The sequence below is a fragment of the Botrimarina mediterranea genome (assembly GCF_007753265.1).
In the GTDB taxonomy this organism is placed as follows: Bacteria; Planctomycetota; Planctomycetia; order Pirellulales; family Lacipirellulaceae; genus Botrimarina; species Botrimarina mediterranea.
In genome coordinates, this window is the sequence record NZ_CP036349.1 from 196,455 (window position 1) to 210,218 (window position 13,764).

At 66.5% G+C, this 13,764-nt stretch carries 12 protein-coding genes; 7 read left to right on the plus strand and 5 right to left on the minus strand.

Features of this window, described 5'->3' with window-relative positions; all coding sequences use genetic code 11:
• Positions 1–93 precede the first annotated feature (93 nt).
• Both Spa11_RS00800 and Spa11_RS00805 read left to right on the plus strand, forming a co-directional pair.
• Positions 94–1,029, plus strand: coding sequence for a DUF481 domain-containing protein (locus Spa11_RS00800; protein WP_145105486.1), 936 nt, complete (start codon positions 94–96; stop codon positions 1,027–1,029).
• A 134-nt stretch (positions 1,030–1,163) separates the two neighbouring features.
• Positions 1,164–1,895 carry a 3-keto-disaccharide hydrolase gene (locus Spa11_RS00805; protein WP_145105489.1) on the plus strand — a complete coding sequence of 244 codons (732 nt, stop codon included), beginning with the start codon at positions 1,164–1,166 and terminating at the stop codon, positions 1,893–1,895.
• Between the two features lie 104 nt (positions 1,896–1,999).
• Here Spa11_RS00805 and Spa11_RS00810 read toward each other — a convergent pair whose 3' ends face one another.
• The 4 genes from Spa11_RS00810 to Spa11_RS00825 form a co-directional block, all read right to left on the minus strand.
• On the minus strand, positions 2,000–3,100 hold the full coding sequence (locus tag Spa11_RS00810) for a glycosyltransferase (RefSeq protein ID WP_145105492.1): 1,101 nt from the start codon (positions 3,098–3,100) through the stop codon (positions 2,000–2,002).
• A 33-nt stretch (positions 3,101–3,133) separates the two neighbouring features.
• Positions 3,134–3,937, minus strand: a complete 804-nt coding sequence (locus Spa11_RS00815) for an FkbM family methyltransferase (protein WP_145105495.1) — start codon at positions 3,935–3,937, stop codon at positions 3,134–3,136.
• Positions 3,938–4,144: 207 nt separating this feature from the next.
• On the minus strand, positions 4,145–4,447 hold the full coding sequence (locus Spa11_RS00820) for an ASCH domain-containing protein (RefSeq protein ID WP_145105498.1): 303 nt from the start codon (positions 4,445–4,447) through the stop codon (positions 4,145–4,147).
• A gap of 211 nt (positions 4,448–4,658) precedes the next feature.
• Complete coding sequence (locus Spa11_RS00825; RefSeq protein ID WP_145105501.1) at positions 4,659–5,864, minus strand: hypothetical protein; 1,206 nt, start codon at positions 5,862–5,864, stop codon at positions 4,659–4,661.
• A 161-nt stretch (positions 5,865–6,025) separates the two neighbouring features.
• Between Spa11_RS00825 and Spa11_RS00830 the strand changes: the two genes are divergently transcribed.
• The 4 genes from Spa11_RS00830 (at position 6,026) to Spa11_RS00845 (ending at position 10,129) form a co-directional block, all read left to right on the plus strand.
• Entirely contained in the window at positions 6,026–7,138 is a 1,113-nt protein-coding gene (locus tag Spa11_RS00830; protein ID WP_145105505.1) for a GNAT family N-acetyltransferase, read from the plus strand.
• A gap of 280 nt (positions 7,139–7,418) precedes the next feature.
• Positions 7,419–8,129: a PEP-CTERM sorting domain-containing protein gene (locus Spa11_RS00835; protein WP_145105508.1), complete on the plus strand. Its 711-nt coding sequence runs from the start codon at positions 7,419–7,421 to the stop codon at positions 8,127–8,129.
• 53 nt (positions 8,130–8,182) lie between these two features.
• Complete coding sequence (locus Spa11_RS00840) at positions 8,183–9,082, plus strand: hypothetical protein (RefSeq protein ID WP_145105511.1); 900 nt, start codon at positions 8,183–8,185, stop codon at positions 9,080–9,082.
• 339 nt (positions 9,083–9,421) lie between these two features.
• Entirely contained in the window at positions 9,422–10,129 is a 708-nt protein-coding gene (locus Spa11_RS00845) for a PEP-CTERM sorting domain-containing protein (protein ID WP_145105514.1), read from the plus strand.
• A gap of 114 nt (positions 10,130–10,243) precedes the next feature.
• Here the strand turns inward: Spa11_RS00845 and Spa11_RS00850 are convergent, their stop codons facing one another.
• Positions 10,244–10,486, minus strand: coding sequence for a hypothetical protein (locus tag Spa11_RS00850; protein WP_197529642.1), 243 nt, complete (start codon positions 10,484–10,486; stop codon positions 10,244–10,246).
• 229 nt (positions 10,487–10,715) lie between these two features.
• Here Spa11_RS00850 and Spa11_RS00855 point away from each other — a divergent pair, with 229 nt between their 5' ends.
• Entirely contained in the window at positions 10,716–13,643 is a 2,928-nt protein-coding gene (locus Spa11_RS00855; RefSeq protein WP_145105517.1) for a hypothetical protein, read from the plus strand.
• Positions 13,644–13,764: the final 121 nt, after the last annotated feature.

Genomic DNA, 13,764 nt, shown 5'->3' on the forward strand with positions numbered 1-13,764 from the left:
CGGCGCCGCTAGCACGGCGGCGATCCGCCTTGCCTCCGCTCGGGGGATGCCGCTAAACGTTGCGTCGAATTGACCGGCTACCGGTATCGACGCATGCAAAGGCTACGGCTCCTGATCATCCTTGCGCTGGCGCTCGCCCTCCGGGCGTCGTCGGCCGCTGCGCAGGGCGCAGGCGAGACGCTGCCGGCGCCGCAACTGATCCCGACCTACGCGGACCTCGTCCCGCCGAACCCGGCGCCTCCGGCAGAAGAAGAAGTCGCGGGCGAGCCCGTCGAGTCGGGCGAGGTGACGCCGGTGATCGAAGAGAACTTCGGCGCGTTGTTGCCGGGGCACGAGCCCGTTGTGCCCTGGTACGAGCCGGCGTACTGGTTCGGCCCGGCGCCGTGGGACTCGGGGATCGAGTTTGGCCTCAACGGCACGAGCGGCACCAGCGAGTCGGTGAGCTTCCGCGTCGGCGGCTTCATCAAACGCAGCGCGAAGGACTACAAGCTCGACGCGTCGCTGTACCACAACCGCACCCAGTCCAACGGCGTCGAGGTGCAGAGCAACGCGCTGCTGGACGCGCGCTACGACTGGTTGTTCGGTGAGTCGCCGTGGACGGTCTACGTGATGACCCAGACCTTCTACGACGAGTTCCAGGCGTTCGACCTCAACGTCAACGCCAACGCCGGTTTTGGTTACCAGTGGTTCCAAGAGGACTGGACGAAACTCACGACGAGCATCGGTACGGGCGCCTCGCGCGAGTTCGGCGGGCCCGACAGCGAGTGGGTCCCCGAAGCGCAGTTCGGCGTGAACTACGAGCTACAGATCGACGCCGACAAAAAGCTATTCGCCAAGGCCGACTGGTTCCCCGAGTGGGAAGACTTCAACGACTACCGCGTGCTGGCGGACGTCGGCATGCAGATCCAACTCCATCAGCCGTCGAACATGAGCCTCAAGCTCTCGGCGACCGATCGCTACGACTCGGACCCGCAGGGCGTTTCGCCGCACAACCTGAACTACTCGGCGATGCTGATCTGGAAGTTGTAAGCGAGGGACGAGGGATTAGGGGCGAGGGGCTGAGGGAAAGCAGCCTCCGGTTTGTGCGAGGAATTGGCCACTCGATTGGTTATAATGTTGGACTCTCGACGTCTGACATTTCGCCACCGAATTTGCCCGCCGCCATGTCCACGCTTCGTCTTGCCGCGCTGCTCGTTTTTGCCCTGGTCGCTGTGTCTAGCGCCGTTGCGGAGGAGGGTTTTACGCCGCTGTTTAATGGCGAGAACCTCGACGGCTGGGTGCAGCGTGGCGGCGAAGCGACCTACGAGGTCGACGCCGACGCCGACGGCGGGCCGCAGATCGTCGGCACGAGCGTCGCGAGCACGCCCAACTCGTTTCTTTGCACCGATCGCGATTACGGCGACTTCGTCTTGGAGTTCGAGGTGCTGGTGGATTCGTCGCTCAATTCGGGCGTGCAGTTCCGCAGCCAGTGCTTCGACGAGCCGCAGACCGTCAAGCTCGAAGTCGATGGCCCTGATGGGGAAAGCAAAGAGCAGACTTACAAGATCCCCGCCGGCCGCGTGCATGGCTACCAGTGCGAGATCGACCCCTCGGACCGGGCCTGGTCGGGAGGCGTCTATGACGAAGCCCGTCGCGGCTGGTTGTACGACCTGAAGGCCGACAACCGCGCCGAGGCGCGTTCGGCGTTCAAGGTCGGCGAGTGGAACCACTACCGCATCGAGTGTGTCGGCGACCACATCGAGACCACCGTCAACGGCGTCCCCGTCGCCCACCTGCACGACGATGTGACGCCGGAGGGCTTCATCGCACTACAGGTCCACTCGGTCGGCAGCCCCGAGCAAGTCGGCAAGCAGATCCGCTGGCGAAACATCCGCATTCAAGAAATCGAAGAGTGATCGAGCAGGGACTCGAAGCAAGGAAGTAGGGTGGGTCGTTCGGTTGACCGATGAAGTCGGTGGCGAGCGTTATTCCAACCGGTGTGCCGGATCAACCCCGCCTGCTATGCCGCGTGAGAGTGACGACCGACAGCCGCGAGTCGTTCGAACAGCGCGAGGTAGTCGCGGGTCATCCGCTCGATCGTGAAGTGCTCATCGGCCCATGCCCTCGCCGTGGCGATGCGACGCGAGTTCTCGTCGGTGGGCTGGAGAGCGGCTTCGATCGCGGCGGCCATCGCTGCCGGATCGTCCGGCAGAACCGCGCGGGCGACGGGAGAAGCGCCGGGCTCGTTGATCTGCAGCGCTTCGCCGTTGCCGCCGACGGGAGTCGCGACGACGGGCGTGCCGGACATCATCGCCTCGACGAGCACTAGCGACAGGCCCTCGCGGTGCGACGCCGACGCAAAGACGTCGGCCGCTGCGAGCAGCGCGCCGATGTCGCTACGGAAGCCGAGCAGCGTGACACGGTCGGCGACGCCAAGCCTCGCGATCTGAGCTTCGAGCGCATCGCGCTGCGGGCCTTCGCCGGCGATCCAGAGGTTCCAGCCGCTCGAACGAGCAGCGGATTCGATGAGCGAGTCAAAGCCCTTCACCGGCAGCAAGCTGCCGATCGCAAGGACATGCTTCGCGCCCCCGCCTTTGGTTGCCAGGAGCGACTTCGCGGCTGCGAACTCTGCGTTGGTAGGCGCTAGTCGGTCGAGTCCCGCATGGATCACTTCGAGCTTGGCTGCTTGAACGCCAGCCGCGAGGCATTCACGCCGGGCGGCCTCGGCGACGCAGACGACGCGTTCCAGCAGGTGGTTGTGTTTCCATGCCGAGCGGACGGGGAAGCAGGTGTGCTTGACGCCGACGCGGGGGACGCCAAGCCCCGCGAGCGCGACGCCGCCGTAGGTGATGGCGTGGGGGTCGTTGAGGACGACAACACCGGGCGCCGTGCGGGTGATCCAGTTCCGCAGCCGCCACATCGCCGCCGGGCCTCGGCCGCGGCCGGGGAGTTCGAGCCGCTCGATCCCCAGTTGCTTGCTGGCCCAATCGGCCGTCGCGCTAGCAGCGGGCGCCGCGACGCCAATGGTGTGCCCCGCGCGTCGGCAGCCGAGCGCGAGTTGAGCCAGCACGTTTTCGCCGCCGCCCCAGGTGCGTTGTGTGCTGACGAGGGCGATCTTCATTCGGCGAGGGTTTCCAGCGAGGGGCGGGGTCGATCAGGCGGCGTGACGTTGCGACGCCTTCGACTTACCGGCCGCGGCCCAGTCGCGACGGGCGACGATCGTGCTCTCGCCGTGCGTCCATTCAACGGGGAAGCCGGGCGTGCCGTTGTAGAAGTTCCGCAGACAGCCGGTGCGGTAACGCTCGTGCAGTTCGGCGACGACCACGTTCACCCGATCGATCCACGCCGACGTGTCGGCGAACACCTCGACCTCGGCTCCTTCGATGTCCACTTTCAGGAGATCGACGTGATCGAAATCATGCTCGTCGAGCAGTTCGTCGAGCGTCGCCGCGCGGACGGAGTTGGCGGCCATCGCGTCGGTCAAGGCTTCCGTACGGAAGCCCCAAGCGCCGGTTCCGGAGTCCACCACGCCGATCACGCCGGACTCGCTCCATAGCGCGGCGCGGACGGCCTGGATGTTCGGGTAGGGCGCCGTGTTCTTCAGCAGGAGGTCGTAGTTCTGCGCCTCGGGCTCGATCGCAAGAATCCGCGCGTCGGGGTAACGGCTGGCAAAGTAAGCGGAGGCGAGGCCGATATTGGCGCCGGCGTCAACGATGGTGACGGGCCGCTTCGCGAGCTCGACGGCGTACTCTTGGCGCGTGACGACCTGCTTGTAGGTCGAGACATCCGTCGAAGGGACCCGCAGCGTCACGGGGTGTTCGAGCAGCGGCGCATGCACATTGAACGTCACCGGCGTATCGGCGACCCGTCCGGCGACGGCCGCGCTAAAGCCGTGCAACCCGCCGTGGCGTAGGCACCACTGGGCGTCGCGGAACGCTTGTTTGAAGGGACCAGCCATCGGCACAGCAAAGGGGGTCAATTGACTCCGACACTAGAGCCAATGATCGGTCGTAGTAGCTCAATTCCCTACGGCGGGCAACACGGAACGTCAGAGTCGACGCCAGCATGTGGTGAACGCCCGCGCTTCGCTAGCGTTGCTAGTGTTGTCGTTCCGGTCGGGATCCGCGTTGATGAAAGCGATCCGTTGATCGCATGTCGCAACGGATCATTCCGATTCCCGCACAAACCCTATCCGAAACGCCCGGTAGCCCGCGGTGATTTGCTCGCCGTAGATGGCCCGCAGCTCGACACGCAGGGCGTCGGCGGTAGCAAAGCCATCGGGGACGGCGTCCTCGTCTGTCAGCGAGTCGATCTCGACCGGCTCAACCACGGTGATCCGGATGGCGCCGACGCCAGGGATGTAACTTCGCTGCCCCTGCCGCATCATCCGGTGCTTCCACAGTCGGATGGTCTGGGTTTTCTCACCGCAGCGGATAGCCGGAAGGAATTTGCGTTTGAACAGCAGCATGGCGGCGTACGACGGCGGTGACAGAGAAGACTCCGCCGATCGTAGCCCAAGCGATCCCGCCGATCGCCTCGAACCAGGGGTTGGCGGCGTTGCCGGCAGTGACAGCTAGAATGACACCGCCGTCTGGGGCAATCCCAAGGTGGGGGGCGACATAACTCCTCGCGGCGGAGGCCATCGAAGCGGGCCAGGCCGGGCCCGTGCGGGCTTGGGCCTACAGCCCGTCTCGCAAGTCGGTAGAGCTGATATCGCTGCGAAACTCGCTTTCGGTGACGCCGTCGCAAAGCTGTCGCAATTTCGGCGGCATTGAGAGGTCTTCGAGCCCCTCAAACCGGTCGTCCTTTCTCCTGCCGAAGACCAGGAAGCGGCAGCCCTGCGCGGCAAGTCGCTCGAAGGCGGCGTCGCGAGCCGTGTTGTTGGAGTAGTAGCGATCCTGGCCGATGCGGTGGATCGTGTCGGCGCCGACGGCGAATACGGCGCCGGGGGCAAGGCCGGCCTTTTCGATGAACGTGGGCGTGTTGGTGAGCCAAGCGGGCCGCTCTCCAATCGCCGCCAACCGCCGGCTGATCTCGACGAAATCGAGCGGCGGTTTATCGACGTTGGCGATCGACAGTTCTAGGACCACCGGCCTGCCGGTGCGTTCGGCGGCGATGCGGGCGATCTCGGCGTGCCCGGCGTGCGGTGGGTTGAACGAACCGGGGAACAGACAGAGGCCCGCGGCGCCAACGGCTGGCGAGCCGTGCAGCGTGACGGCCGCCCATTCGTTGAGCAGCAGCCCGGTCCACTCGGCTGGCGCCAGGACATTCTCGATGGTCGCCTCGATGCCGCCGGGCGTCTTCGTCAGGTCGAGCGTATGAACGCCGGCCGTCTGAGCAAGCAACGCGACCGCTGCGTGGGCGGTCGCCTCTTCCTCCTCGATGCGGGTCCGCCGGCCCTTCTCGAAGTGAAGCGTCAGGACGCGGGTCTCCGTCGCCGTTTGCACGGCGACATGCGCGCGGTGCTCGCCGCGCTTGGGGCGCGTCGAGGCGAGGCTCGCCGTGCAGCCGAGGCCGAAGAGTTCACGCGGGTTGGCGTCGGTCGCCAACAGGCGCGCCCGCTCGAATGCCCGCATCGCCATTTGGCGAGCCGTCTGTTCGTCGCACGCACGGGCGGGGGCGGCCCCGAGCCAGTCGGCAAGCGATGCTTTACAGTAGGGGACGGTCGCTTCGAGAACCGTGGCCGAGGCGCCGGGGACGGTTAGGAGTTTCGGGATCGCGCCGCTCCCGCCGCCGGTAATGGTGAGCACGCCCCGCCAGGGAGTCGCGTGGAGTCGCTCGATGAGGCCCGGTTGCATCATGCCCCCGATTGTAGGTGGCAAAGTCGCTTCGTCGATCGGGAAGCCACTGTTGCCTGCCGACGACAGGTTGCGTTGAGGCCACACGGAACCGGCGCCTTTGTGAGGGTTGTCCGGAGTCGGCGGCCGTTTGGGGCTTGTCTCTCGCGCCGTGGACGCCGCGGGCGGCCATTGGCGCCGGGCTTGCAACCCACTCCTCGTACGACGGGTGTGGGGACCCGTCACTCTTCTTCTCGGGGGCTTGTCCCATGGCTGACGTCGTTGAGGTCAACAGCATCGCGTCGCTCCAGAGTTACCATCTGGCGTGGACCGCTCTGCACGCCGAGACGCCGCGGGCGTCGTACTTCCAAACGCTCGAGTGGCTCGAGAATTACTGGAAGCATTGCGGCGAAGGGAAGCGGCTTCGAGTGTTGATCGTCCTTGTCGAAGGCCGACCGATCGGCATCTTGCCGCTGGTCGAGTTGACCGAGACGACCAAACTCGGCTCCGTGCGGGTGCTAACCTATCCGCTCGACAACTGGGGGCCTTGGTTCGGGCCGATCGGGCTCAACCAAACGGCGACGCTCGCCATCGCGATGAAGCACTTGGCGCAATCACCACGGACGTGGGACGTGTTCGCTCCGCGTTGGACAGCGCACAACTCCACCGATCGGGGCCGTACGGAACACGCCATGCAGCTGGCCGGCTTGCCGGCGATCGTCGAAGACGACCAGACCACGTCGGTGATCGAACTTGATCGCTTTGCCGACTGGGAGGCGTACCTCGCTTCGCGGACAGCGAAGACGCGTCACGAGCTGCGGCGTCAACGGCGTCGGCTGTCGCGCAACCATCACGTCGAGTTTGTCCGTCACCGGCCCGAGCCGCTCCGCCATGGCGACGGCGATCCGCGTTGGGACCTGTATCACGACTGCATCGCGGTCGCGGAGAAGAGCTGGCAGGCCGTCTCTCGCACGGGCAACACGCTGTGTCACGGGACGGTGTCCGAACAACTCGCCGACGCCCACGAGCAAGCGGCACGGCTGGGGATGCTCGACATGAGCGTGCTCTACCTCGACGGCAAGCCAGCGGCGTACTACTACGCCTACCGTTGCAATGGCGAGGTTCTTGGCCTGCGGACGGGCTACGACCCGAACCTAGCTGACGGGGCCGGCGCGGTGCTGTTGGGGATGGTGATTGAAGACAGCCTGAGTCGTGGCGACCGGCGGCTAGACCTCGGCGTGGGCGCCGAGGGCTATAAGGCCCGCCTGCGAACAACGGTGGAAAAGAGCAGCCGACTGACCCATATCGCCGCCTCGGCGTGGCGTCCCAGGGCTTTGCGGGCCGCCAAGTGGTGGACCAATCGGCTGCGTTGGGCGGGCTGATGGAGGTCTCCGGCGGAGGCTGGTCGGAGACCGACCAGACGATAGTCTCCGAGGGCGCCTGAAAGCGATTTCGTTGCTTTGCGCACCGACTATTGACAGGGGATGGGGGGCGACTAGGCTGCGGGGTGAAAGCGTTTTCAGTTAGCTGCGGTTGGCCTGCGGGCTCGCCGACCGCTGACGCTCTCACCTTGTCCTCGTGACTTTTCCTGGCGGGCGGCTCTCCCCCTGCGGTTAGCTGCCCCTCCGCATCTAGTGTCTTCAGCAAGAAAAGGTGTGTCTCATGAAGCGATTCTTCTCGTTGGCCCTCGTTTTGGGCCTCGCTGCGGTTCAGTCGGCTTCCGCCGCGACCGTCTTCTATGACTTTGGCGACAGTAATCAGCAGACGCCGGTCAATTACAACAACGTCGTCGTTAATCCGCCCGGGCAGTTAAGCATTGCGGACTCGGTCGATTCGGATGGCTCGCTGACAGGAATCACCGCGAGCGCCTCGGGATTTTTTACCGGCTCGAATACGGGTGGGCCCCAGACGCCTACAGGTGACGCGGCCATATTCGCAGCGACCGCGACTCGCGACAACGCCTTTGGCCATGCCGGAGCGTTCGGGGCGAATCCGCTGACCCCTCAGGGGACGGTAGTGTTTGGCGGACTGGATGGGTCGGGCGCAACGGCCTACGACATCACAATTTTTGCCGGCCGCAACTCGACGCCCAACCTGCGCGAGACGCAATACGACATCAGCGGTTTGGCGTCTACTTCTTTGTTGCTAGAGCCCGCCAATAATACGAGCAATGTGGTGACGGCTGCTGGCGTCATCCCGTCGCTTGCGGGCACGATCACGTTGATCGCCAAGCCTGGCCCCAATAACAACAGCCCTGAGCAGTTCTATTACCTCGGCGCTGTCCGTCTAGTTTCGGCCCCCGCGATCCCCGAGCCGGCGTCGCTCGCTATCGCCGGCCTTGCCAGCGCAGGTTTCCTTTTCCGTCGTCGTTGAGCCACCGCTCGCGTCGGTCTTTATATTGACGACTGAATAAGGAGATCCTTCACGTGTTTCAATGCCTTCGACGGGCTTTGTCGCCGACGCTCGCGCTCGCCGCCCTCGTGGCGGCGGCGTCGAGCCAAGCGGCCGAACCCATCAATATCATTTGGTACGGCAATAGCTTCACTAACGCCACCTGCTGCGGCGGGACGGCCTCGGTGCCGGCCATCTTCAATGCGGTCGCAGTCGCCGCCGGTCAACCGGCGCCGAACAACGTCAATCGCTCGAGCAATGGCCAGTCGCTCCAGTGGCATCTGACCAATAACACCGCCGGGATCAACGGCGGCATCAGCGCCAGCGATGATTGGGACTACGTTGTGTTGCAGGATTTCTCGACAATGCCGACTCACATCGGCAACCTGTCGCAACATCTTTCGAGCACGCTGGGCATGTATAACGCGGTTGCGGCTCGCAGTCCCGATGTGACGCCCGTGCTGTACGAGACCTGGGCTCGCGGCCCTGGCCACTCGTTCTACACGGGTGGCGCGCCTTCGTTCCCGGGCGGCCCCGCGCAGATGCAGCAAGAGCTGCGTGACGGTTACCTTGCCGCGCAGGCGAACATCAACGCCAGCGCCGGCGCCGGGACGGCTTTGGTGGCGCCGGTGGGCGACGCGTTCGAGGAGATGGGCTTCCCACTGAGTCTCTACGCGGGCGACATCTACCACGCGCAGAACCGGGGGTCGCTGCTGGCGACGCTCGTCCTCTACGGGACGATCTATGGCGACACGACCACTAGCGATATCCCGCTTGGGAGCATCCTCACGTCGCTCAATATCAGCACCACGGACGCCGCCGCCATCGCCGCGGCGGCGGATGCGGTCTTGGCGCCGGTGATCCCCGAGCCCACGAGCGCCGCGATGGCGCTGGCGGTTGTCGGACTGTCGCTGGCCCGGCGTCGTCGCGGGTAGCGGTTCGTTGCGAACTCTTTACGGCTTCTAGCCGCGGCGGGGAGCCTTCCCCCGTCGCGGCTACGGCTGTTTCCAAGCGTCGCGCGCGGGCCTCGACGCCGCGGAGCCACCCCGGCCGTTCGCGGCTCTGGGCTCACGAGGTATCCGGCGGTTGCTTGTTGCAATCGGGGTGTCGGACGACTAACCTTGCGTTGTAAAGCACTTGCACTCGCCGCCTGTCGCCGTTGGTGAAGGGGGGCGGCGTGCTGCTCTTTTCTTCGGTCTCTTCTCGGCGGGCGGCTCCTCCTCGGAGAAGCCGACTCGATTGCATCGTGGCTCTTCAACACGAAGGTTTGTCTCATGAAGTGGATTGGCTCGACGGCCCTCATCTTGGGCGTCTCCCTAACGCAGCTTGCTGCCGGCGCGAATGTGTTCGTTGATTTCGGCGAGAGCTCTCAACTGACAGCCGGCAACTTCAACAACATTGTCGTCAACTCGCCGGCGACCCTGAGCATCGCGGACATGGTCGACGAGGGCGGCGCGAACACCGGCGTCGGGATCTCGATCAGCGGGTTCTTCCCCGGCTCGAACTCGACGGGGCAAACCGCCCCGGCCGGCGACGCCGCGGCCCTATTCCCCGTGACGGCGACGCGCGACAACGCGTTCGGACACACCGGCCCGTTCAGTGGCAATCCGGACGCTTCGCTAGGCACGGTATCGCTTACCGGCTTGAACCCAGCGCTGACTTACGACTTCACGTTCTTCGCGTCGCGGACCGGGGTCTCTGACAATCGCGAGACCGCCTATGACATCAGCGGCGCCAACTCGGGCGTCGGCTACCTCAATGCCTCCGCCAACGTGGACACGGTCGTCACGGTCGCGGGGATCCAACCAACGGGCTCGGGCGCTGTGTCGATCGATGTTTCGGCCGGCCCCAACAACGACAACGGCAGCCGGTTCTACTACTTGGGCGCCATGATGATCACCACCGCGATCCCCGAGCCGACGAGCGCCCTGTTGGCGATGACGGCGGTTGGCTTTGTGCTGGCGCGGCGACGTCGCGCGTAGAACGCCTCTTAACATCCGACCGCAATGCAAGCAGCCGCGGCGGGGAAGTTTCCCCGTCGCGGCTGTGTCGTTTGTCTAGGCGTCGTTTGTCTTGGCGAACCAGGCGCGGCAGGCTTACTTCTGCTGCTGGCTGATGCGGGCCTCTTTCTGAGCCTTCATCGCAGCCGCCTCGTTGGCGAGCTTGAACTCGGGGCCCTCCGCGTAGTACTGCACGTCGTCCGTCAGGTAGTACGGGCTCGGCAGCGTCTGGCCGGCGATGTCCATCGAGCAACCCGTCAGGGCCGGGCAGGCGGCCACGACGAGGGCGGCCACAAGGCCCGAAGCCCGCAGGCCAGTCTTTCGTGTGCCGTGATCCATGGCGATCTCTCCGAGGCGGCGGTCCGGGTAGCCGGCCGCGGCGGTTGGTACGGGTTCGGTGCGCCCACGCCGCAGCGCGAGCCGTCACAACCGTTATCGGCGGCAAAGCCCGCAAACTTTGACAGAAAGTGCGGCGGCCGCCGACGCGACGGAATAACGCCGGCGGGGTAGGGTGAAAGAAGGCGAATCGGCCGTTATTCGCCGCCGCTCCCCTTGCTAGCGTTCTCGGATGATACGAGCCAACCGCCTCGCTTTCTTGAAGGCCGTCACGCTGGTCGTGGCGGCGCTGCTGGCGCCGCCGGTCTGGGCGCAGTTCAGCACTTACCCGGGGCAGACCTACTTCCGGGCGCTCGATGAGCTGCACTCGGGGGACTACAACCGCGCCGGGCGCGTCATGCAGACCGAGCTGCGCACCGCGGTGAAGACGATCGACTCACGGTGGCTCGACTCGATCTGCTTCCACGCCGGCCTCGGCGAGGCGCTCTACCAACAGGGCCGGCTCGGCGACGCGCTGACGCAGTTCGACGCGGCGATCGACCTTTTCCTCAGCCAAGCCACGTGGATGCGCCGCATCCAATGGCAGCAGTCGCCGCGCGAAGACGTCTCGCTGGCTAGGCGCATGCCGGCTTGGGCCGTGACGGGCTCCGCGGTCTATGCCGACATGCCGCGGAGCTTTCTCTATCAGCAGGGGCAAGTCGATAACACACTCGCTCAGCAACAAGGCGGCGTCGTCCAACCCGCCCAGTTCTGGAAGCTCGATTGCGAAGAGCTGTCGCGGGCGATCGCCTGGTCGCTCTACCGCCGCGGCGACATGCTCGGCCCGCTCGGCGCGTACGACGCCCGCACGCAAGCCGTCGCGTCGCGGCTCGCGGGCGGCGGACTGGGGCCCTCGGGACACTGGACCCGGGCATGGACCGAGTTGTGGTGGGGACTCGCCGAGGCCTCGGCGGGGGAGACGGTCAAGGCGCTGCCCCACCTGCGGGACGCGACGCTCCTCGGCGGGCGGATGCAGCACCGGCTGACGGGACTCTCGCTGCTCACCCAGGGGAAGCTCACCGCCGCCTCGGGCGACGGGCCGGCTGCCGGCAAGCTGCTGCAGCAGGCCATCTCGGCGGCGGTCGCCTACGAGGACTTCGACGTCCTTGCCGAAGCGACCCGAGCGCTGCACGAACTGTCGCTTGCCGACCCGACGGCGCCGAAGCCGCCGCTCGCGCAGGTCGTCGCCTGGACCGAGCAAGCGGGCCTGTGGCGGGTGTCGATCGACGCCCGGCTCGCGCTGATCGAGAACTCGATCCTCGCCGGCGACTCCAGCGGCGCCAAAGCGGCGCTCGGCGCGCTGTTCCGCCGGGCGCGCGAAGTGTCGGGCGGTTGGATGGGGCGCGAGGCGGAACGGCTCGCCGCCCTCGTCGCCACCAGCGGGCCGTACGATGCGGCCCTAGCGCAGTCACGACGCGCGATCGCCAATCAACAGAAGGTCTCGCTGCGGCTCTTGCAGACGCAGGTCGCGGGCGCTTGGTACGACGACGGCCGACTCTCGAAGCGGCTCGCGCGGCAGGCGTACGCCGGCGTGCTTGGCGACCCGTCCGTATTCGGGTGGCAGACCCAACCGCTCGACGCGGTCGCCGCCGGTTCACTACCTCTGCGGGACGCGTTCGACCGCTGGTTCGCGGCGGCGCTCGACAACCGGGACCCGCTGTTGTGCCTCCGGATCATCGATCAACAACGGCGTCGAGAGGTGTTCGTCGGCCAGCCGATGGCGGGGCGACTCGTGGCGGCGCAGTGGTTGCTGGAGGCGTCCGACGAGGCGTTACCGCCGGCCGCCCTGGCGTTGCGGGCGCAGGTCGAGGCGGCCGCGCCCGAGTACCGCAACCATCGCAGCGCAGGCGCCGCGGCTACAAGCGCCCTGCGCGCGGCGATCGCCGACTCGCCCGAATCGACGTCGCCCGCTGCGCGACGTGCGGCGGAGGACCTCCGAGAGTCCGTGGCCGCGCGAGAGAGCTTGGCGCTGCGCGTCGCGTTGTCGCGGACGCCGACACCGCTGGTCTTCCCGCCGCCGATCGATACGGAAGCGGCCAAGCAGGAGCTCGTCGAGGGGGACGCCGTCGTTGTGTTTCATGAGTCGGCCGGCGAGACGTACGGCGTCGTGCTCACCTCGGCGGGCGAGCATCTGTGGCGCGTCGGTCCCACCGACGAACTCGCCAAGGACGTCGAACGCTTGTTGCGCGAGGTCGTCGGCTCGAGCGCGAAGGCGACGTGGACCGCGGACGACTTGACGAACGACAAGTGGCGCGAAGCGGCCGACGCGTTATCGACGCGGTTGTTCGCCGACTCGCGGCTCGACGCGGCGACGCTCCGGCGCTTGTGGGTCGTGCCAGATGGCCCGTTATGGAGGGCGCCGCTGGGCGTGCTGACGCTGCCCGGCGCGACGGAGGGGAAGACGCTCGCCGACGTGGCGATCAGCTACGCACCAACCCCGGGGTGGGCGACGCGGCCAAGGCCCGAAGAAGACGCGAATCAACAAGACACTCGGCCCACGTGGGTGATTGCAGCGGACCCGAAATCGGCCGCCGCGGTAGACGGCATCGACGTGATCGCCGAGGTTGCGAAGGCGACGCCGCCGCCGCAGGGTCTCGATCCGACAGCGATCCACCTGAAGTCGGTCGCCGGTCAGATGGCGATCGACCTCGGCAATCAGCCGGCCGCAATGGACCCGTTGGGCCTGCCGCTGACGACCGCCGACCGCGGCCAGCGTGAGGTTGGCGCCTGGAGCGGCTTGCCGCTCAGCGACCCGATCGCCGTCGTGCTGCGATCGATGGGCGGCGGCGAAGCGGGGGGCGCCAAGGTCCGCCGCGCAAAGTCGGCGATCGACGTCGGCGCGCCGGAGTTGCACGTCGTCGCGTCGCTGCTTGCGGGGGGCGCCGAGCCAATCCTTCTAGAACGCTGGTCGAGTGGCGGCGCCCGTTCGCGCGACTATGTCGCCGAGTGGCTCAGCGGCCTATCGCGTCTGCCAGCCACCGAAGCGTGGGGCCGCGCCCGACGGTTGTGCGAGAGTCGAGCGATCGACGTGGTGCATGAACCACGCCTCGCGCCCGACAGCCCAAAGGACATATCGCCGCAGCACCCGGTGTGGTGGGCGGGATTCATCGTGGTGGATTGAGCGCTTCGTAGGGTCCGCTGTGCGGACCGCGGAGTCGAATGACCCAGCGACTCGACCGCGGCTCAACTTCGGGCGCTGACGCGGCTCGCTGTCACTCGTCGATATTACCCTTTCGTTGCGC